Genomic DNA, 24,293 nt, shown 5'->3' with positions numbered 1-24,293 from the left:
CTTACCACCAAGCTTCCACTTGCATACCGACACTCATTTCACTGTTTTTACCTTCACCGAAAGCATTGTCATTTTCAGCATCATTTAGGTAAGTCGCAAAGATACGGAATTCAGGACGTGACCAGAAACCCACTTGCGGTACCCAAGCCTGAGCGACGGTAAACTTGCCACCCGCGCCATCTTGGTTATCAATAGTTTCAACAAAACCGCCAATTTCAAGAATGGTACGCATACGCTTATCCCACTTATAGAGCGGGCGGATTACTGCACTGAACGACTCATCATCACTGTTATTTGCACCAACGCCCGTTGACGCTGCATAACGAACCGTGTGGCCAAACTCGATGTTCTCACCGATAGCAAGAACACCCCAGTTAATCAATCGGAAGCCATCCGCATCGTTATTGTTTGCATCACGAACGATCCCCTTACCTGTACCAAAGGTTGTCATCTGTTCGGCATAACCAGAGTTAGCAACTTGAAGAATGGTTTTGTTGAAGCCACCAGTAAGGTTTTGATTTAGGCTGGCTGTCAGCATTACGCTGTCATCCGCATCCACTGTTTGCCCCTGCTTTTCATTGGCGAAGTTCATATCAATGCCGACCTCAAGATCCGCATTGTTCCACAATGGAATACCCGCATAGCGTATATCAGCAATCATGGCTGTGGTTTCTTTGCCATCAAACACATCGCCTGTCACTGTGTCTTGAATCAAAGCCACCGATAATTTACCTGGTCCCATATTGATGTGTTCAACACCCGCACCAATACCGCTTACATCCCAGTAGTAATTATCAACGATGTGTACATCATGGCGTTGGTAGTAGCGCTCACCGGCCCAAATACCAATGTCTTTATCTTCAAAAAGTCCTACCGCTTGAACATTGAGTTGAACTACATCCACGCTTTTATCCGCCGCGTTCTCATCTTGGCCTTGCCAGTACGACAACATGGAATCAACTAAAAATGAAACGTCGTCCTCGGCATACACCTCTTTTCTAAAACCAAACTCGCCATACAGGTCATTTTCGTTGCCGAGTCGTCCAACTTTACTCACTTCCCATTTACTATTTGAACCACCTTCATTACTCAGGCCAACGCCGCCGCGCATGTAGCCATTAAACTCCAATGGCGTGGTTTCATCAGCGTATAAATTAGGTGCAAGTAAAGCAGTAGAGAGTGCAGCAGCAATAGGTAACAGTTTCATCGTCCATTCCTTTCAGATCTAGAATTGCGTTATTTTTATAAATGGGAACATTCCCATGGGATCGATCCCATTTATATTGAGCAGAATATAAATTAAAAGAGAACTGATTGATTATTGTGATCAGGTTAACTATTGAGGTAACGAAAAGTTGATGAGTGTTGGATTATTCCGGTGAATATTTGAGGGATACAGAGAGAGACATACAGCACTGAATGAGCGCATTTAGAGACAAAAATAGGTTCGATAATATTGGCAAGCTAAATACTGATTAACGACCAATATAGAGGGTTAAAAAGAGCAACAAACGAGAAGCTAACAGGAAGAACAATTGAGGGAGAGAATAGGTATCGAAGTATTGATTAACACTTCGATACCTTGAATCGCTAATTAGGCTTATGGATTACTTAAGATGATCCCAAGAGATGTTTGATACCAAACGGCAGTCATCACACTTAAAATAGAAAATATCGTGGATCGGTGCATCTAGCAGCCACTCGCCACCACATTGCGGACACTTACGCTCTTTTTCAGCCTTTAAGCTGACGCCACCCACACGGTATAAGTAGTAGTAAGTTGGGATCTTAGTCAGATATTCGATGCGCCCTCTTAATCCCCAACCACGTTTGAACAACACGCTTTTAGTATCACTGATCTCGGTTAAAGTAGCATGTTCAGCTCGACAACCACCGCCCATTTGGACTTCATCACAAGCTTGCCATTCAGTCTGCCATTTCAACACCGCTTTATGGTCACCATTGAAGGTTGGCGGGTTACGGTACAAAGGGATCGGTAATAAGCTATCGCCACTACGCAACGGTGAGCAGGTATGAACGAACGTCGTGTAAAGCACCTGCCAGCTAGGCGCTTCGTCTTCAGCCACTTCTTCAGAGTTAAGGTCTCGACCAAGCAAGCGCATTTTAGGCGCAAGTAAGCTCGCGTTAGACAAGCGCTCAAAACAGACTTTTACGAAGTCTGAATGGTTACGTGGGTGTAAACTATCTTGTTCTGGGCAGACAACACGAACATAAAATTCGCCGTCACCCATCACGATTGGGAATTCACGCCCCAATACTTGTCCGTTATAACGAAGTGCATCCATTAAGCCATTAACCGCCTTATCGACTGCACTTACCGTTGTGTTATCAAAACACTCAAATTGAAGTTCTAGTACGTACATCTATTTATACCGCTGGTTGTAACTTTGCTAAAAACGCTGCTAATGTCTCGGCTAATACATCACGATTTTTGGTGCCTAGGCGCTCTAAAATCACATTACCTGTTAAGTTACAAATAGAGATAACATCCAGTTCAGCATCGGTCGCTGCGATGAAAACCGTAGGTTTTAGCTTTAAGCGACGCTGAGTCACTAGGTGGCCTAAGATATTTTCTTGTAGGCATTCGAAATCTTCGTCACTCCAAATCTGTAATAAAGTCAGCTCATTACCGTCAAAGGTCGCATTCATATCCGCACTGTATTGCGAACCGTAGAAAGTTTTGATGTCTTCATGTAACGTCAATTCAATGCCGGTTTCAACGTTGGTGAAATCCGCGAATTGCTCACGTGGATAGTGCTTCCATAACACGGCGTCGCCGCTCTTTTCTTCTACGCATGGCGATACCACGTCCACCAACTCCTCATTGCGAGGTAAACTTTGGTGTTGCTGTTGCCACTCGTCAACGTATCGCTGACTAAAAGAAAGTAGTGCGTCTTGAGCACGTTGAGTCATGAAAATCTCCTAAACACAAAATAATAAATAGAATCCGAACCCTTTCCGTGCCGATTAAGCGATGACTTAATGACAGGGTTATGGGGATTCAGTAAAATCGACCCCATTCTAATCGAATTTGAAACGAAAGTATGAGCAAATATTCTGACGCAAAAGAGCTAACGGGTTTAACCCTAGGCCAAAAAACTGAGTACGCTAACCAATACGATGCAAGTTTATTGCAACCAGTACCTCGTAGCCTTAATCGTGATGATCTTGCGCTAAACGGTGAGTTGCCTTTTGTTGGTCATGATATTTGGACGATGTACGAGCTTTCGTGGCTAAATAGCAATGGCCTACCACAAGTGGCCGTAGGTGAAGTTTTCATCCCAGCAACGAGTCCAAATTTAATTGAATCAAAATCTTTCAAGCTGTACTTAAACAGCTACAACCAGACTCAATTCGAAAACTGGGATCAAGTGACAGAGCGTCTAACTCAAGATTTGTCAGCATGTGCAGGCGAGACGGTGACTGTGAATGTAAACTCAGTCACCGACTACACTAACCAGCCTATCGTAACGATGAAAGGTGACTGTATCGACAACCAAGACATCAAGATCACCAGCTATGATTTCGAAGCCTCATTGCTTGAAGGTTCTACTGGCGAGCAAGAGGTCAACGAAACACTGCACAGCCACCTATTGAAGTCGAACTGTTTAATCACCAATCAGCCCGATTGGGGTAGCGTTGAGATCGAGTATTCAGGTAAGCAAATTGACCGTGAAGCACTGCTACGCTATTTAGTTTCTTTCCGTGAGCACAACGAATTCCACGAACAATGTGTTGAGCGTATTTTTACTGATATTATGAAACACTGCGAACCCTCGAAGCTAACTGTGTTTGCACGTTACACACGTCGTGGCGGCCTAGATATCAACCCATATCGTTCAACTGAGCAAGATAGACCAAGCCACAATAAACGTATGGCACGCCAATAATCAGGCGTGAACCACCCACACTTACTTGAACCTAACTAATTATTAAAGGGACATTGAAATGCGTTGGTTATACGTTGTTAGTCTATTTATTTTAAGCTTAAGTACATCGGTTAATGCATCGATCTATTCGTCAGCGCTGCTCAATGAAGCCAATAACTTGGTTGAGATCGAGCCAAATCAAGCAAAAAAAATGGCTAACAGCTACCTAACGCTACGTGTCCTTTCAGATCAACGCGAAAAAAGCCCTTCTGCGATTTCTCGTGAAGAAACAGATTCTTCGATTAGAACACCAAATAGCAGTATCGATGCCTATAAGATCTTAGCAAAAGCAGAGTACAACCTTGGTAACAGTCTTACTGCTATTCAGCACATAGACAAGGCGTCTGGGCTCGCAAAAACCTATAAACTTGAGTACCTCAAACTGGATCTTCAAATCTTAAAAGTTAAGTTACTCTGGCTCAGTGATAGAGAATCAGCCAAAGCGAAAGCTGAACTTACTAGCATCGAAGCGAACCTAGAGTCGGAAAATAAAACGTTACTCTTAGCAGAAGGCATCACCTATCGTTTGATCATGCTGAAAGCCGATATAGCCTCGTACGACAACAAAATCGACGAAGCTGAGAAGTTCTACCAAGAAGCAAAAGCCTATCTAGATCAGCGCTATTCTGAAAAGGTTACCATCGACTACCACATCGCAGTCGGAGAGTTTTATCTAACTCACAAGGAATATAACCACGCACTATCAGAATTGCTGTATGGCTACTGGAAATCAGTAGAAGGAAACCTAAGCGCACGCTTGGCCAAAGTAAACCGCCTACTTGCACAGCTTTTCTTTGAACGCCAAGTACTAGATAAGGCATTAGAACACCTTTCTCAAGCCGCTGACTTCTATGACAACTTTGAAAACTCACCGGTGTTGGCACAAGTGCTTAATCAAATGGGGGATGTATACTTCTTGCAAGGTAAATATAACCTGGCTCTCGTGCATTTTTTTAATGTCCTTGATCACGAGAGTACCGAGCGAGATATCTACCAAGTCATTGATATTCGTCTAAGTTTATCGGCAACCTACTTACGTCTTTATAACTACCCTCTTGCAGAGCAGTACCTAACCCGTGCCCTTGAACTGTTAGAATACACCGACATTCCAAACCTGGAAGGTCGCGCTGCCCTACTCTCGGCTGGATTGGCTTACCACCTACAAGAGAGCGAAGATGTGATCAAACATGCGACGCGTGCACTCGAGATCTCGCGCCAAGTAGAGAACATGCACCTGTCACAACGCTCATACTACTTACTCTCTTTAGGTTATGAGCAAGCAGGTCGCCCTCAACAAGCCTTAGCAAACCTCAAGCAATACAATAGTCTTGTCTCTTTAGAGCAGCAACAGCTCAACCGTGTTGGTGAAGATGCATTCCGTCAACAGAAAGAGTTTGCAGAACAGACCCTGCACTACGCAGGCCAAGAGCAGGAGCTAGATAAGTTCAAATTGGAGCATCGTAAGTTCCAGAAAATATCGTTTGCCCTCTTCTTGTTCAGTATTATTCTGTTCTTCTTTGTGCTTCGTAGAGGTTACCTGATCCAAACCTTAGCCAAGGAAGTGGATTCACTTCGTACAGACCTCTTTACGCACTCACGCTCGAAGCTTCCAAATTTAAGAATGCTCAATGCGAAACTGTCTAACGCCTTAGAACAAACCAGTCATACCTTCGAACAATGGCAACTGGGTGAATTGATTTATGAACCACTGAACGATCGTTTACGCTTCGTGATGATTGATTTACCTTTCCTACGGAACATGTACACACAGAATGGTTATAAAGCAGGCTTAGAACTAGAAAATGCTTTCGGTGAGTTCCTTAAATCGAAGCTTGAAGGTCCGGCTCGCGTCTACCACTTTTCTGATTCAAACCTGCTTTATATTGAACCAAACTCAGACCGTGATTTATCACCAGAAGCAATATTCATGAAGATTCAATCTTGGGTTAATCACTTTGAGCCAGAGCGTAACATCAATCGAATCGTCCGTATGGGCATCGCTGACTACCCGTTCTTACCACGTGCTTATACCGCGATAAATGACCAAGAACTGCTAGATGTACTATTAATGTCGACTAACCTAGCACGTGAAATCAGCTTAAAAGAGCGCAGTAGCCAATGGGTATACCTAAAAGCTATCGATAATGCTCCCGCAGCTAGCCTTGCAACTGGTAACATAAGAGAAGCGTGTAAACATGCGATAAATCAAGGGTTAATTAAAATACAATCGTCGTACCAGAATGAGGACAACATCAAAAAAATGCTAAAAGATGACTGATTTGCGAGCGGTTAATACTGGTAAGTCGTGACCTTATTTTTAGTTTTGTTATTATTGATGCAACGGAACTTCACTACATGATCATGACCGATCTACGCGGCGCTAATTAATACATCTATGGGCATTCTTGAAAAAGACATTCAGGCGCAACTCCACCAACTGAAGTTTCAGTTAGAGCAAGTTCGTTTGACGCAAAGAGACACCTCGTTCAAGTTTATGAGAGAGCAGAAAGTTCTAAAGCGTATTGTCACATCTTTGAGTGATGCATGTGTTGGCAGTAACAGTCATTTAGATGAAAACCTCATTGCTCTTAGAGAAGAGTTAGAAAATCAAAAAGACATTAGCTCAATGATCCCAAAGTTGGCAGTCTTAGAGAGGATGCTTAAGCAGAAAACGTTGGCTATGGATAAACAGAACGGGTATCTAGACGATAGTATTAAGCACAGTGGTGAGACGTTACAACGTATAACTGGACTTCCCGCTCAGCTAAAACGCGACCTACGTAACTTACTGAGTTTCTCTGAATGCAATGGCAGCCAGAAAGTCGATCATGCCATGAAACTCCTCGGCATTTATGAACGTGCCATAAAGATTATGGCAAATAACTCACCGACTCATTTTGCCGAAGCTACACAAACGCCCGAGCAAGAATTACTTTCCGATTTATCGACAGAATTACAGCATCTGATCACTGAACTCGACTTCGAAGGTGAATCAGGCGATCTGCTTACCGATATTCGAGCGAAATTGCTACTTGGTGTTTCAGTACAAAACCTACTTGAACTAACACTTCAGATCCTTAAACAGGTTATCGAAGGCACCAACTTAGAACGAAAAAAATCTGAGCAATTTATCGAGCAACTCAACACATCACTCGCTTCCAGTATCAAAACAGCAGACCAAAATGCAGACCAAAGCCAAAGCTACTTTGAACACCGCCAAGGTCTAAATTCTGAGTTAAACCATCTTGTAACTAAGAGCCTGAATTCTGTTGATAAAGCTACGGACATTGATAATTTAAAGCAGTCGATAAACCCGTTGCTTCGTGAAATCGCCTCCCTTTCAGAAAGGCTTAATCACGCAGAGCAGAAAGAACAAGCTCTGATAGAGAGAATGAGTTACGGAAAAACTCAGTTAGACTCTCTCTATGAGGTGACTCAGGATTACCGAAAACGTTTGGAAGATCAGGCTCAGCGAATGCTGCTTGATCCTCTGACTAAAGTCTACAATCGAACGGCCTTTACCGATCGCTTAGAGCTTGAATATCGCCGTTGGATTCGCGCGCAACATGCACTACAAGTGGTACTGCTGGACATCGACAACTTCAAAGCCATTAACGATAGTTTTGGCTATATGGCTGGTGACAAAGCACTCAAAGTCATCGCAAGAACCATCACCAAAGAAACGGGGACGACCGATACCGTAGCTCGTTTTTCTGGTGAAGAGTTTATCTTATTGCTACCAGAGCAAAACGATGAATACTGCCATCAATTGATTCAAAATATCCAAACTCAAGTCAGTCGCCTACCATTTAAATTCCGAGACCAGCAAATCACTATTACTTTGTGTGCAGCAAGTACTCAATTTAAAGAGTCAGATACACCTGAAGAAGTATTAGAGAGGCTAAATAAAACGTTAAATAAAGCAAAACAACGCGGTACAAACCAACTTGTTCGGTACTAATCCAGCTCCAAATTTAATTTATTTCATTTTTTCAAATACTTATCACATACTAATTTCCTCAATGTTTGCTAAGCTAATGATTACATTCGCTTAACAAACATCTTGGCAAGCAATGCTGTATATACGCTCTTAAGCAAGTTTATATAATCCATTAAGCAACGCTGTCGTATCCGTTTCGTCTGGTTAACTCTCTCACCTTTAACCAAACACTTTCAACGTTTGCTTCTCACTCTCGAGCTAGAGGGTCACTTCAAAGTCGCCTCAGCTCTTTTCAGCAAGGAGGCATTATGATCACTCATATTAGCCCTACTGGTAGCATGGACTTACTTTCTCAACTTGAAGTTGAGCGCCTTAAGAAAACCGCATCTAGCGATCTGTACCAACTGTATCGTAACTGTACGTTAGCGGTACTCAACTCAGGTAGCCACACCGACAACGCCAAGGAGTTACTCGACAAGTATCAATCGTTTGATGTTGAGGTACTGCGTCGAGAGCGTGGTATTAAACTCGAATTGAGCAACCCACCCGAGAATGCCTTTGTCGATGGCGCGATCATCAAGGGTATCCAAGAACACCTGTTTTCAGTGCTGCGTGACATTGTTTACGTCAATATGCATTTGGCCGACAACCAACGACTCAACCTAACCAATGCCACCCACATTACTAACCTTGTGTTTAGTATTTTGAGAAACGCGGGAGCACTAACTCAAGGAATTGAACCGAACCTCATTGTTTGTTGGGGTGGTCACTCGATTAACGCGACTGAATATCAATACACTCGCGAAGTCGGTAATGAATTAGGTTTACGAGAACTGAACATTTGTACTGGTTGTGGACCGGGCGCAATGGAAGGCCCAATGAAAGGCGCTGCAATTGGCCACGCTAAGCAACGTTATACTAACCATCGTTATTTAGGGCTTACCGAACCTTCAATCATTGCAGCCGAGCCGCCAAATCCCATAGTAAACGAGCTGGTGATCATGCCAGACATTGAGAAACGTCTCGAAGCCTTCGTTCGTATGGCACATGGCATCATTATTTTCCCTGGCGGCCCTGGTACTGCCGAAGAGCTTTTGTACATATTAGGGATCATGATGCACCCAAATAATGCCGATCAACCTATGCCTATTGTTTTGACTGGCTCGAAAGAGAGCGAAGCTTACTTCCGTTCGATTGATAAGTTCATCAGTGAAACCTTAGGGGAAGAAGCACAAAAACACTACGAAATTGTGATTGATGACCCAGCGCGCGCCGCTAAGATCATGAAACAAGCCATGTCGAGCGTACGTTCACACCGTAAAGAGACCGGCGATGCATACAGCTACAACTGGTCACTGCATATTGAACCAGAGTTCCAACTGCCATTCGCTCCTACTCATGAATCTATGGCGGCACTCGACCTTCACATGGATCAAAGAAAAGAAAGCCTTGCGGCTAATTTACGTAAAGCGTTCTCAGGAATTGTGGCTGGTAATGTCAAAGCCGAAAGTATTCGAGAGATAGAAAAATACGGTCCATTCCTTATTGATGGCGATAAAGAACTGATGACCAAAATGGATCTGCTGCTGAATGACTTTGTGGAACAACATAGGATGAAATTACCCGGCGACACGGACTACGTTCCTTGTTATAAAATTGCGCCAAATATTCGATAGCAAGCCATTCGCTACAGCCAAATGAACAAGTCATGACGTTTACGTCGCTAACGTTTCAACTCACGAAGTGATACGGTACTATAAGGGGCTAGCAACCCCTTATTTATTGGAAACTTATGTCTATCCATCTTGTTATTATCGATGCTTTAAACCTCATCCGACGCGTGCACTCAGTTCAGCCGGACCCAGCCGATATAGCAAGAACCATCACCACAACCACGCAAACTTTAAATCGAATTTTAAATGAGTCGCAGCCAACTCATATCATCGCAGTATTTGATCATCATGAGCAAGATCGAGGCTGGCGTGCTGAAATTCTGCCTACTTACAAACAAAACCGTAAGCCGATGCCAGAGCCATTGATGAAAGGCCTTGATGCGATCCAGCAAGCATGGTGGGAACTAGGCATTGACTCTCTGCTATCCGATGGAGATGAGGCGGATGATTTGGTGGCAACCCTCGCCAAAAAAGTGGCTGATCATGGAGAAAAGGTCACTATAATCTCTACGGATAAGGGCTATTGCCAACTATTATCACCAACACTACAGATCCGTGATTACTTCCAACACCGCTGGTTAGACAAACCCTTCATTGAATCTGAATTTGGTGTCAACCCTGAACAACTCGCTGATTATTGGGGATTAGCAGGAGTAAGCTCAAGTCAAGTTCCGGGGATCCCTGGTATTGGGCCAAAAGCAGCCAAAGAGATATTGACCACCTACCCGGATATCGAAACGGCATTCCAATCTGAAGAACTACCAAAGAAATATCGTAAAAAATTCGATGAACATATCGAATCCGCACGTACCTGCAAGTTGGTTTCAGCCTTAAAGACCGATATTGACTTAGGGTTTAACCTGCAAGATATTCGCTACGAAGCAAACGCTTAATTCTCTATGATGCACCGACTCAGAAACTAAAAATGCCCCTTAAAGGAGCATTTTCTTTATCACTGGCACTAACAACAATATTAGTGTGGTGAGATATTTGAAAGTGATTGAATATGTACCGTGATCTCTTCGCGATCATGGTAAAGATGCTTAGCTTGCATCTTGAACTTCACTTTGTTCTCAATAAGGAACACTTTTAGGTTCTCGATATCCTGCAGTACTTCATCGTAACGGCCTTTCATCGGCAGTTTAAGATTGAACAGTGCTTCTTTCGCCCAACCTTTGATGATCCATTCACCCATTAAGTGAGCAACACGAGCTGGCTTCTCAACCATGTCACAAATAATCCACGTTACGTTCTTACGGTCAGGTTCAAACTTAAAACCATCCACCATGTGGTGCTTAACTTGACCCGTTTGCATTAAGCTGTCTGCCATCATGCCATTATCAACACAGTGAACGAACATCGAACGCTTAACCAATTGGTAAGTCCAACCACCTGGACACGCACCTAAATCCACACCCCACATCCCCGGAGCTAGACGTTCGTCCCACTCATCACGAGGGATGAATACGTGGAAGGCTTCTTCTAGCTTCAATGTAGAACGGCTTGGGGCATCTGATGGGAATTTCAAACGAGGAATGCCCATGAAGAACTGTGAGTTATTAGTTGGGTATGAGTAACCAACGAAGCAATGGCCTGGTGCGATAAAGCACAAGTGAAGCACTGGCTTCTTAGCGTTATCTTTCGCAGTCATCAAGCCTTTACCACGCATTGCTTGACGCATCGGCACAGTGAACTTACGGCAAAACTTCAAAAGCTCTTTAGCTTCGTTAGTATCTGGTGTTTCGATACGGATATCACCACATCGTGGGAAATCTTCTTTTTCAGAAAGCGCCTCAAGAATTGGAGAGATACGATCATCGATTGGTAAGTCTTTAATTTCTACAGCCACTGCCAGCATTTGGCGAGCAAAGATCAGCGTTTGGAAATCGATCTCTTTAATCAGCTTATCAGCTTCACCTGCTTGGTAACATTCAAACAATACAAAGCCTGTATTGCTCTTTAAGCGAGGAAAACCAAACACTTCCAGTTGTGTTGCCTTGTCTTGAATTTCGCCAGCACATTCTTTTTCAAAACCAGAGCGACAATAAAGTAGTACGTGTTTCACTGAGTTACCTCTTTTATATTCAAAGCAGCGAAGGAGAAGACTCCCCAACCAATGATAAATAGTAGACCACCAAACGGAGTGATAGGGCCAAACCATTTTATTCCTGTCAGTGCTAACCCATAAAGGCTGCCACTAAAACAAAGGATGCCGATGATAAAGCAAATTGCCGCAATGAAAAAATATTTTTGTGATTTAGCGCCAAGTTTCATCTGTAGCAGAGCGCCACACGCCAATATCGCGAGCGTATGGATAAACTGGTACTGAACACCAGTTTCAAACACACCCAGCAGATACTCAGGTAAAATAGCTTTTAAACCGTGCGCGGCAAATGCCCCAAGCATCACAGCTATCGCACCAGAAATACCTGCGAAAGTGAGTAAATACTTACTTTTCATTCAACACCTCTTTGATAAACGCGGATAGCTTTTCAACGGTTAAGGCAATGTTCTGCTGTTCTGTGTAACCAGAGCTTTTACGCGGCTTGAAGCTGTGGTCGCCATCAGGAATAAATTCGACTCGAATTGAACCAGATAGGTTGAAGTCAGCAAACTCTTCACGCTTACCAAAGGTATCGCGCTCGCCTTGTAAAATGAGACACGGCTTTGCTAACTCAGCGAGATGTTCGCCCTTGTATTTCTCAGGCTTACCCGGCGGATGGAAAGGGAACCCCAAACACGCCATCGCAGCCACTTTATCCAATTCAGATAAATGGCTCGCCATGCGTCCTCCCATCGACTTACCGCCAATCACAAGCTTATCAGCATCACACTGCTCGATAATCTCTTGGTAGGCTTCAAGCAGCTTAGGGGCTCTGTCTGGTGGACGACGCTTGCCATCTTCAGCACGTTTAATCATATAAGGGAAATTAAAACGAATCACTCGTATCCCTTTAAAGGCTAACCCTTTTGCCACCGACTGCATGAATTCATGATCCATACCTGCGCCAGCACCATGTGCAAAGACAAAGGTGATAGGGTTAGTTTCACCATCAATAATGACGTTATTCATCCAGCAAATCCTCTTGTTCACTTTGTGCTTTAGCCAGCATCCAGTCGCGAAAGGTGGCGATACGTCCCATGTCAGCTTGTTTCTCATGACACACCACATAGAAAGCATTCTTGCTAACCAAGACTTCGTCAAATGGCGCGATCAAGCGACCAGCCTCAATTTCAGGTTGTGCTAAAACGTTATTGCCCAGTGCAATCCCTTGGCCATGGGCTGCCGCTTGTAGCACCATAGTTGAGTGACTGAAGATCGGACCGTGATTAACGTTGACACCTTCAATACTATTTTGCTTAGCGAACTGTTTCCAATCCTTTCGAGAGGTATCGTGCAGTAGCGTATGACATGCTAAGTCACTTAAAGACTCTAATGGTTTTGTGCCAAGTAACACTGAAGGAGAACAAAGAGGAATCAGATATTCTTGATAAAGCTTATCGGCTCTTAGCCCAGGCCAATTACCTCGACCATAGTAAATTGCGACATCGACATCATCGGTCAGTGAGCCTTCATCCATATCAACGGCTTTGATTCGTACATCAATATCAGGTTCTTGCTGATTAAAATCGGCAAGCCTTGGCACTAACCACTGAATAGCAAAGCTTGGCGGTAAACTGATAGTTAAGGCGCCCTTTTCACTTCGCTCAAGCACTTTATCCGTCGCTTCTGCTAATGAAGTAAAAATATCTTTGATGTCTAAGAAGTAACTTTGACCTTCTTCAGTCAGCAACAAAGAACGGTTTCTTCGACGAAAAAGCTTCAAAGATAAGAACTCTTCAAGTGCTTTGATCTGGTGGCTTACCGCAGCTTGGGTAACAAACAACTCTTCTGCAGCACGCGTAAAACTCAAGTGTCGAGCAGCGGCTTCAAACACTCTTAATGAGTTTAATGGGGGTAATCGACGAGACATAGTTACTCTCTAAATAAGCATTAGTTTTTTTTATCTGAAACATTATAATTTGTCCATTGCCTAGCGGCCAGAGAAATTCTATATTTCATCCCGCAGCAGCTAGCCTGAACGGCTTGATTCTCTCCAGAATCAATTGGTTTAGCTCCTGCGATGTTGTGTTTGCAAACTCGTTCTTTTCGAGTTGGGTAGAGTTCTACCAAATGCTTTGTTGCAGTTCTATACTGGAACGAAGCATGTACTTCCTGTATTTATTTTGACCTGTCTGTCAAATTTGTTTACGCCGCCTTTATGGCGGTGTTTTTTTATGTTCAAAGAAAAACAACAACAAGTTTATCAATAGCTGTGCTAATTAATCTTTATTATTTTTCATCGTTAATCACAGAATCAGACATCCACTCAAATAATCAACTGAACACATACAAATAGAAACATTGAGTTGCATTAAAAAGTAACAGAATAGATCAAGATACTCACACTTTTCAGCCACTCAGAAACCAGCTAAACCCATCACTTCAGAATACAACACACCACACTCACTCCTGTTTCTGATGACTGTAAATCATTCATCATAGAAAACAAAAAAGCCGCTTACTTTTCAGTAAGCGGCTTTGCAAATATTTAACTATTCGGTTAACACCACACTAAGGGCGGTAAACCTTAACGTTATGGAAGCCTTGCTCTTGTAGGTAAAGTGCCTGTAGACGGCTCATTACACCACGGTCACAATACAGCAAGTACTCTTTCGATTGATCAAGGTCACCAAATTGAGTCGACAGCTTGAAGAACGGAATGTGCTTAACTTCAACACCCTCGATCTCTAATGGGCTTTCGTCTTCTTCGTCTGGGCTACGGATATCAAGAACGATAGCGTGCTCAGCTACAGCCTCAACTTGTTCAACTTCAGGCGCTTGCTCTTGGCTCTCTTTCTCAATGTCACGGATATCCATAACACGAGCGTTCTCAATCACTTGATCCAGCACTTCAAAGTTAAACTTAGCTTCTTCTGCTTCAAGCTTGCCTTTCTTCGCTTTCACGGTTGGCTTCTTAGAGATAACACCACAGTACTCTGGCATTACTTTTGCGAAGTCTTCAGTACCAATAATACGAGAAAGATCGATGATGTCTTCTTTGTCCCAGTTAATAAGCGGGCGAAGGATCAACGTATCTGTCACGTTATCGATGTGACGAAGATTGGTTAGCGTTTGGCTAGAAACCTGACCCAATGCTTCACCTGTGACTAGCGCTTCAATACCAAAACGCTCTGCAACCATACCACCAGCACGCATGAACATACGCTTAAGAACAACGCCCATTTGGCCGTCTTCTACGTTCTCAAGGATCTCAGCAACAACAGGTTCGAAATCCACAGAGATGAACTTCACTTTTGCCGATGAACCGTATTTGTTCCATAGGTAGTGAGCCACTTGTTTAACGCCAATCTCGTGCGCAGGGCCACCAAGATTAAAGAAACAGTAGTGAACCTTAGAACCACGTTTGATGTGCAGGTAGCTTGAGACACCAGAGTCGAAGCCGCCAGAGATCAAGCTGAGTAGATCTTCTTGAGTACCAAGAGGGAAGCCACCAAGGCCTTTATGACGAGCGAGTACTTGGTTAAGTTTGTCGTTAGCCACTTCAACCTTAACGGTCACATCAGGGTTCTTAAGTCGAACTTTCGCTGACTCAACCGCTTGATTTAAGCCACCGCCTACGTAGCGCTCTAGCTCGATAGACGTAAAGTCATGCTTACCACGACGCTTAGCACGGACAGAGAAAGTCTTGCCTTCAATGTCAGCACGGCTACGTTCTAGTACTTGCTCATAGATATCGTGTAAGTCTTTAAATTCTGACTGTTGTACTTCTAGAGAATGATGAATACCCGGCGTGTGAGTCAATGCCTCTAACACTTCTGAGTAGTACTTATCACTTTCTGATGTTACTTCGATGTGGTCGCGACGGTTAAATACCGCAACACCTTCACAGCGACGCTGAATAACGTTACGAATGTTGCACTCTAGAATCCTTGTGAAGCGCTTACGCACCGATTCACTTTTTACAAAAATTTCCGGATGGGGCTTAACAATAAATTTCATAGTACTTTCACAACATTAATGTTCAAAATTTTTAAAAGGCTCTTCGCCAAGTAAATTAGACAATTTACACAGCACTTTAAGCAAGAGTAGATCATATCTAAATCTAAGGGCGCGAATTATACATGAGAAAGTGAAACAAGGAAAAGAGTGCTTGCTTGAGCACCATTAATAAATACGCACCTTATTAAAAATAGCGTCTCTGTTTGCCATCAATAGTTTGATAGATGCACCAACCCGCAATCAGTCGATGACAAACCAATAACACAAAGAAACTAAATGAATAAAAAGAAAAAGCCCAACTTCATCATAAAGTTGGGCTTTCTGGTTCATTCAATCACTTGATACTACTCAGAAATAACTGGGACTTCTTCACTGTAAAGTGGTTCACCCTGCATGATACTGATCTCTACACGGCGGTTTAGGCTGCGTTGCCATTCTGTATCATTGGGCTCTACGGGTTCAGTATCAGCCATACCACGCACTCTCAAACGTTGATGAGAGAAACCGCGAACTTTTTCCATCTCTTGAGCGACAGAGACTGCTCGTTGTGATGATAAGTCCCAATTAGAGCGATAAAGGTCGGAATCAAGCCGTTGATTATCAGTATGCCCAGAGATTCGAACGATACCCGGAACATCTTTCACTAACTCTGCAACTTGTCTGACTAAAGGTCTAAACTTCGGCTGCAAAAATGCAGAGCCGGATGGGAATGCGCCTTTTTCACGAATACGAATAACGATCTGTTGGCCGAGATTTTCAACCTCAATCGCACCTTGATCGATTTCCCGTTCTAGCGCCTTCTTGATACTCTCCATCAAGGTTTCCATCTCTTGCGATTGAGCTTCAGCTTGCTGTTGCTGCTGGTCCGATTCCGAGTTTTGATTGTCGTGAGTGGAAACTTCTGGTGACTTCCCTCCCGTCATCTTGCCTTGGTCACGCATTGTACCGCCCGCTCGCTCAGATTCACCTTCATGAAACTCCAGCGTCTGCTGCGTAATATCAATGGTCTGTTGCATGATTACATCAATCGGTGTCGGCTCTGGGCGACCAGGACGAAACTCTTGGGCAATGATGCTGGTCCCTTTCGGGATATCTTTCACTTCCAAACGATTTTGTACACCAAACGCAAACTTCATCGATCCTGCAATTTGCTTGAACTTCAATACATCCATTTCTGAAAACGAAAGCAGCAGTACAAAGAAACACATTAGCAGTGACATCAAGTCAGCAAATGTCCCCATCCATTGAGGTAACCCTGGAGGAGGACATTTACATGGATTCTCTTCATCCATCTTCAATTCCTCTTACGCCGGTTCACCATCAATAGTACGTTTACCTTCATTTAGGTAGCTCTTCAGGTAACCATCAATCACTCGTGGGTTCTGACCATCTTGAATCGCTAACACACCATCCATAACCAGACGACGGTTCAGTGTTTCTTGGTCGCGACGCAGCGCAAGTTTATCTGCAATTGGAAAGAACACCATATTCGATAGGATTGCACCATAAAGCGTGGTTAAAAGCGCAACCGCCATCGCAGGCCCGATGGCTTTTGGATCATCCATGTTCGAAAGCATGGCTACCAGACCAACCAGGGTTCCAATCATCCCCATTGCAGGCGCAACATCACCAAAGGCAGAGAATACTTTCGCGCCTTGCTCGTGACGCTCTGTGGTTAACGATATATCCTTTTGTAGTGCAGCACGAACCACATCACCATCATGGCCATCCACCAATAAGTCGATACCCTTTTGCATAAAACTGTTGCTGATTTCCATCTCTTCAAGTGCCAAGAAGCCACCTTTACGTGCAGCATCTGCCATCTCTACCACTTTAGCGATCAGATCTTCAGGCTCATCGGCTTTAAACATAAATGCTTTACCAGCAATTTTAGCCGCACCAAAGAACTGCCCCATGGTGAACTTCATTAGAACAACAAATGTTGAACCACCAATCACGATAAAAATGGATGTCGTGTCATAGAACATCCCGAGGCTACCACCTAGGATCATTGCCATGATTACAAAGGCAAATCCACCAATTAAACCTATTAGGGTTGCTAAATCCACTGAGCACTCCTCATGCTTTTTGTAGTTCTACGTCGACGATAATCTTCTTATCGGCCAGACTATAAGATCTTTTAGTCAATTCTTGGCCTAAGTATCACACTTTTCGTTTTTGAATCACAACTATTGGCTTACTTTACTCTTATCCATAGCGCATAAACTCGATAAAGCTAAGGTTATTCAACCAAAGTAAGTTCAAGCCTCTTAAAAACGAACTTTATAGCAAAATTTATTGGTTACATTTGACCATATCTGCGGCCTAGGGTAACGTTCGTTCATCTTTCCAAACGCAGATTTATTATGGCGACTAAGAAACCTGAAAATATGAGCTTTGAAGCGGCAATCGAAGAGCTTGATGGCTTGGTTGATCAACTAGAAAATGGTGATCTAGCTTTAGATGATGCGCTAAAAAAATTCGAACGAGGTATCTCCCTCGCTCGTGCTGGTCAAAGTAAACTAAACGATGCTGAACAGCGTGTCAGTATCCTACTGCAAAATGACGAAAATGCAGAACTTAGTGACTTTCACCCACTACCTGAATAACGAATTGTATGAGATCCCCTATGATCGAGACTTTATTATTGTCTTATCAAGCACGTAATAACGAGCAACTGAACCTTTGGCTTGATCGCTTGCCTCACCAAAATCAGAATCTTATCAACGCGATGCGTTATGGATTACTTTTAGGCGGCAAACGCGCACGTCCATTTCTTGTCTACATTACAGGGGAGATGCTCGGCTGCACCGCTGAAGAACTCGATACTCCAGCTTCTGCAATCGAATGTATTCATGCCTATTCTCTGATTCACGACGATCTTCCAGCAATGGACGATGACGACCTTCGTCGCGGCCATCAGACTTGCCATATCAAATACGATGAAGCGACAGCAATTTTAACTGGCGATGCGCTACAAACTCTCGCGTTTACTATACTTGCGGAAGGCACATTAAGTGCTGACGGGGAAAGCAATCGCGTTCGAATGATTCAACGCCTAGCTGAAGCCTCTGGAGCTCAAGGTATGTGCATTGGTCAAGCACTTGATATTGAAGCAGAAAACCGCGCTGTTACGCTAGAAGAGCTGGAAGAAGTTCACCGTAATAAAACAGGTGCTCTGATGAAAAGTGCAATTCGTTTAGGTGCACTTTCTGCTGGTGAGAAAGCGTTTGAAGTACTGCCTCAATTAGACAAGTATGCCGACGCCATCGGGCTAGCCTTCCAAGTTCAAGACGATATCTTAGATATCACTAGCGATACCGAAACGTTGGGTAAGCCACAGGGTTCTGACCAAAATTTAAACAAAAGTACCTACCCTTCTTTGTTAGGTTTAGAGGGCGCTCAAGAAAAAGCGCACACTCTGCTACAGGAAGCGCTTCAAGCTTTGGCTGCAATCCCATACAATACCCAGTTACTCGAAGAGTTCGCCCGATACGTCATCGAGCGCAAGAACTAAGACAATAAGCGCGCATTACCTATGACTCTTGATATATCAAAGTACCCAACTCTTGCTTTGGCTGATAAGCCAGAGGATTTGCGTCTTCTTCCAAAAGAGACGCTAACACAGCTTTGTGATGAATTACGCACCTATCTTCTTAACTCAGTGAGCCAGTCAAGTGGTCACTTAGCGTCAGGCTTAGGTACGGTAGAGCTAACAGTGGCTCTGCACTACGTGTACAACACACCTTTTGACCAATTAGTTTGGGATGTTGGCCACCAAGCATACCCGCACAAAATCCTTACTGGCCGTCGTAACCGTCTGTCGACTATTCGTCAAAAAGATGGACTGCACCCATTTCCATGGCGTCAAGAGAGCGAATACGACACGCTTTCTGTTGGTCACTCTTCAACGTCGATCAGTGCTGCTCTCGGCATGGCAATCAGTGCTAAGAAAGAAGGCAAGAATCGTAAAGTCGTGAGTGTGATTGGTGATGGCGCGATTACCGCAGGTATGGCATTCGAAGCGATGAACCACGCGGGCGATATTCACAATGACATGCTGGTTATCCTTAACGATAACGAGATGTCGATCTCTGAAAACGTAGGGGCTCTAAACAACCACCTAGCTCAAGTTCTTTCTGGCAGTCTTTACACGTCTATTCGTGAGGGCGGCAAGAAAGTGCTATCTGGCGTTCCGCCGATTAAAGAGCTAGTTCGTCGTACAGAAGAACACCTAAAAGGCATGGTTGTTCCTGGCACCATGTTTGAAGAATTAGGCTTTAACTACATTGGTCCAGTTGACGGTCACGATGTGAATGAGTTGATTAAAACGCTGAAGAACATGAGAGACCTTAAAGGCCCTCAGTTCCTGCATATCATGACCAAGAAGGGCAAAGGCTACGAACCAGCAGAGAAAGACCCAATTGGTTATCACGCCGTACCTAAGTTCGCTCCTGCTCACTCAAGTCTGCCTAAGAGTACCAGCTCTAAACCAACTTTTTCTAAGATTTTTGGCGACTTCCTGTGTGATATGGCCGCGCAGGATCCGAAGCTAATGGCGATCACGCCAGCGATGCGTGAAGGTTCTGGCATGGTGCGTTTTTCGAAAGAGTACCCAGAGCAATACTTCGATGTTGCGATTGCTGAGCAGCACGCAGTGACGCTAGCAACCGGTATGGCGATTGCTGGCGATAAGCCAATTGTGGCTATCTACTCGACGTTCCTACAACGTGGCTACGATCAACTTATCCACGATGTGGCTATCATGGATTTACCGGTGATGTTTGCGATTGACCGTGCAGGTCTTGTTGGCGCCGATGGTCAAACACACCAAGGTGCGTTCGACTTAAGCTTCATGCGCTGCATTCCAAACATGGTGATCATGGCGCCAAGCGACGAAAACGAGTGTCGCCAAATGCTATACACAGGCCACCAACACACAGGTCCAAGTGCCGTTCGTTACCCTCGAGGTAATGGTATGGGTACTGAGATTCAAAGTGAATTTACTGCGCTTGAGATTGGTAAAGGTCGTATCGTTCGCGAAAGTGCAAAAGCAAAAGATGGTTCGAAAGTCGCTATCCTAAGCTTCGGTACTTTCCTTGAGAGTGCACTTCAAGCCGCTGACGCTATTGATGCGACGGTTACAGATATGCGTTTTGTGAAGCCGCTAGACGAAGCTCTGATCAAACAACTTGCCGCTGACCACGATGTACTTGTAACAATCGAAGAAAACGCAATCGCAGGTGGTGCGGGCACAGGGGTGGTTGAATTCTTGATGCAAGAGAAGCTGCTAATGCCTGTATTGAATCTTGGCCTACCAGACAAGTTTATTGCTCAAGGTACACAAGGTGAACTGCACGAAGAGCTTGGCTTAGACGCGAAAGGCATTGAGAAGTCTATCTCTGATTACCTTGCTAAATAGCTTTCACAAGCAAATGACATAAGCTACAAAACAAAAAAGGTTGACCTTAAGGTCAACCTTTTTTGTATCTGCTAACTCATTAACTATTCGCTGTTTAGCTGTTTAGCTGTTAGTTATTCGCTATTAAACCTGCTTAGTAACATGGCTTAAGCACAGGTGCGTCGTAGTTCTCTGGCTCATCAGAGTAGATAGCCACATTGAAGTTCTCAACCAAGCCAGTCTCTTCAACACACTGCTCTTGGAAGAACTGTTGAATTTCACGACGTTGGCAGTGCGCTTCAAACGCTTCGTTATCCGCCCAAATTTCGTTGAACGCGATAGGAAAGCTATCCCCTTCTGCAAATGGGCTCTGAATATGACGAGTCACTGTGTATTGAATACAACCATCTTCACGCAGAGTATTCGGTTCTAGCGATTTTAATACGTCAAACAGCGCGTTCAATTTACCTTCTTTTGGCTGAAACTGAGCAACACAATAAACTTTCTTAGACATTGTTATTCCTTGTTCTTATTCGGTATTTTCTATTTTTAATTAGCTAACCAACCAGCGAAATGTGCAACTGCATACAGCGAGATAGCGGCCATAAGACCCGCCACAATATCATCAATCATAATGCCCCAACCGCCGTGGATTCGCTGATCTAGCCAACCAATTGGCCATGGTTTTACCATATCGTAAAAGCGAAATAACACAAAGCCAGTGAATAACCACTTCCAATCATCAGTAGGGATATTCAACATCGGCACTAGGCTCATGGTAATCCAAAAACCCGCAAACTCATCCCATACGATAGAACCGTGATCGTGCACGCCCATATCATCAGACGTCACTTGGCAGATCTTGATACCAATAATGCAACTCATAACAACAGCTACTATATAAGCAGGGAAAGGTAATTGAACCAACAATAGGTACAATGGAATAGACGCGAGCGTACCCATTGTTCCAGGAATAATAGGCGATAAGCCACTGCCAAAACCCGTTGCTAACAGATGCCAAGGGTTTTTAAGAGAAATAAGAGATAGTGGGTTTGTCATCAATTAACCTTAAAGTGATCGTAACCAGTTAAGTCCCAGCTTAGCGGTTCACCATTATTGTGTAATTCAAAATATTCTACAGGTCTTATTTGTCCAATGCAGGTGACTTTTGTGCCAGTGTGCGATAAAGCACTTTCCAACGAACCTTTATTTTCTTCAGGCACAGTAAAGCACAGTTCGTACTCTTCACCACTGGTAAGGGCATATTGCTGGGCAGATTCAATATCAGGGGCGAATTGACGTAATTCAGAAGATATTGGTAGCGAACTAACATCAATGCTAGCGCCAACCTGAGAACGCTTAAGGATATGTTTTATGTCGGCGATAACACCGTCTGATATGTCAATGGCAGACGAGGCAAGATTCACTAATGCCTGACCTGCCAAAACGCGTGGAGTGCTCAGGTAGTGTCTCTCTTCAAGCTCTAACGCATAAGGCTTCGCTTTGTTCTTTTCGGGGTTAAGTAACACGTCTAACCCAGCTTTGCTATCGCCTAAATTACCCGTGACGTAAATCCAGTCTCCGATTTTCGCACCATCTCTGCGTAGTGCTCGTCCTTCGGGTACAAAACCTTGCACCGTCAGTGTCAGGCTTAGTGGCCCTTTCGTTGTGTCACCACCAATTAACTGAATACCAAAGTAGTCTGCGAGTTTAAAAAACGAATCACAAAATGGAGCAAGCCACTCTTCATCGACCTCAGGCATGGTCAAAGCAAGTGAAACCCAAGACGGAGTCGCCCCCATAGCAGCAAGATCGCTAATATTCGAAGCCAAAGCCTTGTGTGCGACCCAAGCAGGGTTCGCTTCCGCTAAGAAGTGCGTGCCTGCAACTAAAGTGTCAGTACTGATCGCAATCTCAACATTACTTGGGGCTTTTACCAAGGCACAATCATCGCCCGCAGCCAGGTGTACATCTTTACGTTGTGGTTGTCGATTTACAAAATATTTTTCAATAAGGTTAAATTCGCCAGACATCACATGCCCTATCTTTAGATTTCACAATAATTTAGTAACAAAAAAGGCCAGCATAAAAGCTGACCTTTATATTCAATAAACGAACGTATTATTTCTTACGAACGTGCGGCGCAGCTTTATCAAGCACACCGTTAATAAACTTATGACTGTCTTCTGCTGCAAATACTTTTGCAAGTTCGATAGCTTCGTTGATAACCACTTTGTATGGTACATCTTCACGACGAGTCATCTCGTACATAGCTAAACGTAGAAGCGCGAGTTCCATCAAATCCAGATCTTGCATAGGGCGAGATACGAATGGACGAAGCTTGCTATCAAGTTCCATGTGGCTAAGAGCAACACCAGTTAGTAGGTCGCGGAAGTATGCAACGTCTGTTTCAGGCATAGCTAGAGCAGGCTCTGTAGCATGATGCTCTTCTTCATCATACTTACCACCAGATAAGAACTGTTCTTCAACGGTAGCAATATTTTCTTTAGTAATTTGCCAAGAATAAATTGCTTGTAGAGCAAATTGACGTGCATTACGACGTGCGGCTGGTTTCACACTGGCCCCCATTAGGAATCGATTTCAGAAAGAACGTTGATCATCTCAAGTGCGCTAAGTGCTGCTTCTGCACCTTTATTACCAGCCTTGGTCCCTGCGCGTTCAATAGCTTGATCGATCGTATCAACGGTAAGAACACCAAACGCAACTGGAAGAGAGTATTCCAGAGACACTTGTGCCAAACCTTTATTACATTCACTACAAACATAGTCAAAGTGAGGTGTACCACCACGGATAACTGTACCAAGAGATACAATCGCATCGAACTTGCCTGTTTTTGCAACGCGCTGCGCTACCAGTGGAAGTTCAACTGCACCAGGGCAACGAACAACAGTGATGTTGTCTTCGCTTACTTGTCCGTGACGCTTTAAAGTATCGATTGCACCAGAAAGTAAACTTTCGTTAATAAAACTGTTGAAACGAGCAATAACGATAGCAATTTTTGCATTTGGCGCTGGGAAGCCACCCTCGATCACTTTCATAAGCCTTCCTTTAACTATTTTCATAAAGTGAGAATCGCCGGATTCTAGCACAAAACTGTGAGCAATATCTAATGCTAATTTAGAAGAACGGACACCGGAGATGCAAAGATGATAAAGCAGCGCGACTCCGAACCATCTAGGAACCACAAGTAGCCCACCGCCACATTTAACACACTTAAAAATGAGCTCAGCAACTATGCTCTTTG

General features: G+C 43.9%; 23 protein-coding genes. 8 read left to right on the top strand and 15 right to left on the bottom strand.

Translation table 11 applies throughout. The features are described 5' to 3' along the window. Position 1: 1 nt before the first annotated feature. From OCT63_RS02030 to syd, 3 genes are all read right to left on the bottom strand, one after another. Positions 2-1,207, bottom strand: a complete 1,206-nt coding sequence (locus OCT63_RS02030; RefSeq protein ID WP_161673851.1) for a carbohydrate porin — start codon at positions 1,205-1,207, stop codon at positions 2-4. 400 nt (positions 1,208-1,607) lie between these two features. Further along, positions 1,608-2,384 (bottom strand): Zn-ribbon-containing protein, encoded by a 777-nt coding sequence (locus OCT63_RS02025; protein ID WP_161679356.1) that lies wholly within the window; start codon positions 2,382-2,384, stop codon positions 1,608-1,610. 4 nt (positions 2,385-2,388) lie between these two features. Continuing rightward, a complete protein-coding gene (syd, locus tag OCT63_RS02020; protein ID WP_060468355.1) occupies positions 2,389-2,934 on the bottom strand; it encodes a SecY-interacting protein in 546 nt (181 codons plus the stop codon). Between the two features lie 131 nt (positions 2,935-3,065). Here syd and queF point away from each other — a divergent pair, with 131 nt between their 5' ends. The 5 genes from queF (at position 3,066) to xni (ending at position 10,456) form a co-directional block, all read left to right on the top strand. Next, on the top strand, positions 3,066-3,911 hold the full coding sequence (queF, locus tag OCT63_RS02015; RefSeq protein ID WP_060468356.1) for an NADPH-dependent 7-cyano-7-deazaguanine reductase QueF: 846 nt from the start codon (positions 3,066-3,068) through the stop codon (positions 3,909-3,911). A 58-nt stretch (positions 3,912-3,969) separates the two neighbouring features. Next, positions 3,970-6,228, top strand: a complete 2,259-nt coding sequence (locus OCT63_RS02010) for a tetratricopeptide repeat protein (protein WP_269983089.1) — start codon at positions 3,970-3,972, stop codon at positions 6,226-6,228. 117 nt (positions 6,229-6,345) lie between these two features. Next, on the top strand, positions 6,346-7,911 hold the full coding sequence (locus OCT63_RS02005) for a GGDEF domain-containing protein (protein ID WP_269983088.1): 1,566 nt from the start codon (positions 6,346-6,348) through the stop codon (positions 7,909-7,911). A gap of 287 nt (positions 7,912-8,198) precedes the next feature. After that, complete coding sequence (gene ppnN / locus OCT63_RS02000) at positions 8,199-9,566, top strand: nucleotide 5'-monophosphate nucleosidase PpnN (RefSeq protein ID WP_060468359.1); 1,368 nt, start codon at positions 8,199-8,201, stop codon at positions 9,564-9,566. Positions 9,567-9,682: 116 nt separating this feature from the next. Then, the gene (gene xni / locus OCT63_RS01995) at positions 9,683-10,456 is read left to right on the top strand and encodes a flap endonuclease Xni (protein WP_137033802.1); all 774 of its coding nucleotides are present in this window, start codon (positions 9,683-9,685) and stop codon (positions 10,454-10,456) included. Positions 10,457-10,536: 80 nt separating this feature from the next. On the opposite strand, the gene rlmM is transcribed toward xni, so the two are convergent. From rlmM to pomA, 7 genes are all read right to left on the bottom strand, one after another. Further along, entirely contained in the window at positions 10,537-11,628 is a 1,092-nt protein-coding gene (gene rlmM, locus OCT63_RS01990) for a 23S rRNA (cytidine(2498)-2'-O)-methyltransferase RlmM (protein ID WP_161687223.1), read from the bottom strand. Next, positions 11,625-12,023, bottom strand: a complete 399-nt coding sequence (locus OCT63_RS01985; RefSeq protein WP_017632369.1) for a DUF423 domain-containing protein — start codon at positions 12,021-12,023, stop codon at positions 11,625-11,627. The genes rlmM and OCT63_RS01985 overlap by 4 nt, the downstream gene beginning before the upstream one ends. After that, positions 12,013-12,636, bottom strand: a complete 624-nt coding sequence (locus OCT63_RS01980) for an alpha/beta fold hydrolase (protein WP_161673861.1) — start codon at positions 12,634-12,636, stop codon at positions 12,013-12,015. The genes OCT63_RS01985 and OCT63_RS01980 overlap by 11 nt, the downstream gene beginning before the upstream one ends. Beyond that, positions 12,629-13,537, bottom strand: coding sequence for a transcriptional regulator GcvA (locus tag OCT63_RS01975; RefSeq protein WP_017056263.1), 909 nt, complete (start codon positions 13,535-13,537; stop codon positions 12,629-12,631). Before OCT63_RS01975 ends, OCT63_RS01980 begins: the two co-directional genes overlap by 8 nt. A 641-nt stretch (positions 13,538-14,178) precedes the next feature. Then, on the bottom strand, positions 14,179-15,627 hold the full coding sequence (gene thiI / locus OCT63_RS01970) for a tRNA uracil 4-sulfurtransferase ThiI (RefSeq protein ID WP_161753715.1): 1,449 nt from the start codon (positions 15,625-15,627) through the stop codon (positions 14,179-14,181). 344 nt (positions 15,628-15,971) lie between these two features. Further along, positions 15,972-16,919: a flagellar motor protein MotB gene (locus OCT63_RS01965; protein ID WP_060468365.1), complete on the bottom strand. Its 948-nt coding sequence runs from the start codon at positions 16,917-16,919 to the stop codon at positions 15,972-15,974. 12 nt (positions 16,920-16,931) lie between these two features. Next, complete coding sequence (pomA, locus tag OCT63_RS01960) at positions 16,932-17,696, bottom strand: flagellar motor protein PomA (protein ID WP_269983087.1); 765 nt, start codon at positions 17,694-17,696, stop codon at positions 16,932-16,934. 297 nt (positions 17,697-17,993) lie between these two features. On the opposite strand from pomA, the gene xseB reads away from it, so the two are divergent. From xseB to dxs, 3 genes are read left to right on the top strand one after another with little or no spacing between them, the layout of a single operon-like run. After that, positions 17,994-18,236 carry an exodeoxyribonuclease VII small subunit gene (gene xseB, locus OCT63_RS01955; protein ID WP_029626968.1) on the top strand — a complete coding sequence of 81 codons (243 nt, stop codon included), beginning with the start codon at positions 17,994-17,996 and terminating at the stop codon, positions 18,234-18,236. A gap of 20 nt (positions 18,237-18,256) precedes the next feature. After that, on the top strand, positions 18,257-19,144 hold the full coding sequence (gene ispA, locus OCT63_RS01950; protein ID WP_046223684.1) for a (2E,6E)-farnesyl diphosphate synthase: 888 nt from the start codon (positions 18,257-18,259) through the stop codon (positions 19,142-19,144). 21 nt (positions 19,145-19,165) lie between these two features. Beyond that, positions 19,166-21,049 carry a 1-deoxy-D-xylulose-5-phosphate synthase gene (dxs, locus tag OCT63_RS01945; protein ID WP_269983086.1) on the top strand — a complete coding sequence of 628 codons (1,884 nt, stop codon included), beginning with the start codon at positions 19,166-19,168 and terminating at the stop codon, positions 21,047-21,049. 133 nt (positions 21,050-21,182) lie between these two features. Here the strand turns inward: dxs and OCT63_RS01940 are convergent, their stop codons facing one another. From OCT63_RS01940 to ribH, 5 genes are all read right to left on the bottom strand, one after another. Further along, positions 21,183-21,542, bottom strand: a complete 360-nt coding sequence (locus tag OCT63_RS01940) for a putative quinol monooxygenase (RefSeq protein ID WP_161687213.1) — start codon at positions 21,540-21,542, stop codon at positions 21,183-21,185. Positions 21,543-21,577: 35 nt separating this feature from the next. Then, positions 21,578-22,087 carry a phosphatidylglycerophosphatase A gene (pgpA, locus tag OCT63_RS01935; RefSeq protein WP_060468368.1) on the bottom strand — a complete coding sequence of 170 codons (510 nt, stop codon included), beginning with the start codon at positions 22,085-22,087 and terminating at the stop codon, positions 21,578-21,580. After that, complete coding sequence (thiL, locus tag OCT63_RS01930; protein WP_102507678.1) at positions 22,087-23,061, bottom strand: thiamine-phosphate kinase; 975 nt, start codon at positions 23,059-23,061, stop codon at positions 22,087-22,089. The genes pgpA and thiL overlap by 1 nt, the downstream gene beginning before the upstream one ends. An 88-nt stretch (positions 23,062-23,149) precedes the next feature. Continuing rightward, positions 23,150-23,617: a transcription antitermination factor NusB gene (gene nusB, locus OCT63_RS01925; protein ID WP_017056253.1), complete on the bottom strand. Its 468-nt coding sequence runs from the start codon at positions 23,615-23,617 to the stop codon at positions 23,150-23,152. After that, entirely contained in the window at positions 23,617-24,087 is a 471-nt protein-coding gene (ribH, locus tag OCT63_RS01920) for a 6,7-dimethyl-8-ribityllumazine synthase (protein ID WP_004741508.1), read from the bottom strand. Before ribH ends, nusB begins: the two co-directional genes overlap by 1 nt. Between the last annotated feature and the right edge of the window lie 206 nt (positions 24,088-24,293).

The sequence above is a fragment of the Vibrio sp. RW genome (genome assembly GCF_027587105.1).
Lineage (GTDB): Bacteria > Pseudomonadota > Gammaproteobacteria > Enterobacterales > Vibrionaceae > Vibrio > Vibrio toranzoniae.
Note: the sequence above shows the minus strand (reverse complement) of the source record. Positions and strands in the feature narration are given on the sequence as shown.

Bases quoted from the DNA above. Each gene is read 5' to 3' on its own strand.
- OCT63_RS01940 (WP_161687213.1), bottom strand. From the start codon at position 21,542: ATGTCTAAGAAAGTTTATTGTGTTGCTCAGTTTCAGCCAAAAGAAGGT.
- thiI (WP_161753715.1), bottom strand. From the start codon at position 15,627: ATGAAATTTATTGTTAAGCCCCATCCGGAAATTTTTGTAAAAAGTGAA.
- OCT63_RS02025 (WP_161679356.1), bottom strand. From the start codon at position 2,384: ATGTACGTACTAGAACTTCAATTTGAGTGTTTTGATAACACAACGGTA.
- xni (WP_137033802.1), top strand. From the start codon at position 9,683: ATGTCTATCCATCTTGTTATTATCGATGCTTTAAACCTCATCCGACGC.
- OCT63_RS02030 (WP_161673851.1), bottom strand. From the start codon at position 1,207: ATGAAACTGTTACCTATTGCTGCTGCACTCTCTACTGCTTTACTTGCA.
- ppnN (WP_060468359.1), top strand. From the start codon at position 8,199: ATGATCACTCATATTAGCCCTACTGGTAGCATGGACTTACTTTCTCAA.
- pgpA (WP_060468368.1), bottom strand. From the start codon at position 22,087: ATGACAAACCCACTATCTCTTATTTCTCTTAAAAACCCTTGGCATCTG.
- OCT63_RS01980 (WP_161673861.1), bottom strand. From the start codon at position 12,636: ATGAATAACGTCATTATTGATGGTGAAACTAACCCTATCACCTTTGTC.
- ribH (WP_004741508.1), bottom strand. From the start codon at position 24,087: ATGAAAGTGATCGAGGGTGGCTTCCCAGCGCCAAATGCAAAAATTGCT.
- thiL (WP_102507678.1), bottom strand. From the start codon at position 23,061: ATGTCTGGCGAATTTAACCTTATTGAAAAATATTTTGTAAATCGACAA.
- queF (WP_060468356.1), top strand. From the start codon at position 3,066: ATGAGCAAATATTCTGACGCAAAAGAGCTAACGGGTTTAACCCTAGGC.
- OCT63_RS01985 (WP_017632369.1), bottom strand. From the start codon at position 12,023: ATGAAAAGTAAGTATTTACTCACTTTCGCAGGTATTTCTGGTGCGATA.
- ispA (WP_046223684.1), top strand. From the start codon at position 18,257: ATGATCGAGACTTTATTATTGTCTTATCAAGCACGTAATAACGAGCAA.
- syd (WP_060468355.1), bottom strand. From the start codon at position 2,934: ATGACTCAACGTGCTCAAGACGCACTACTTTCTTTTAGTCAGCGATAC.
- OCT63_RS02005 (WP_269983088.1), top strand. From the start codon at position 6,346: ATGGGCATTCTTGAAAAAGACATTCAGGCGCAACTCCACCAACTGAAG.
- OCT63_RS02010 (WP_269983089.1), top strand. From the start codon at position 3,970: ATGCGTTGGTTATACGTTGTTAGTCTATTTATTTTAAGCTTAAGTACA.
- nusB (WP_017056253.1), bottom strand. From the start codon at position 23,617: ATGGGGGCCAGTGTGAAACCAGCCGCACGTCGTAATGCACGTCAATTT.
- OCT63_RS01975 (WP_017056263.1), bottom strand. From the start codon at position 13,537: ATGTCTCGTCGATTACCCCCATTAAACTCATTAAGAGTGTTTGAAGCC.
- OCT63_RS01965 (WP_060468365.1), bottom strand. From the start codon at position 16,919: ATGGATGAAGAGAATCCATGTAAATGTCCTCCTCCAGGGTTACCTCAA.
- dxs (WP_269983086.1), top strand. From the start codon at position 19,166: ATGACTCTTGATATATCAAAGTACCCAACTCTTGCTTTGGCTGATAAG.
- xseB (WP_029626968.1), top strand. From the start codon at position 17,994: ATGGCGACTAAGAAACCTGAAAATATGAGCTTTGAAGCGGCAATCGAA.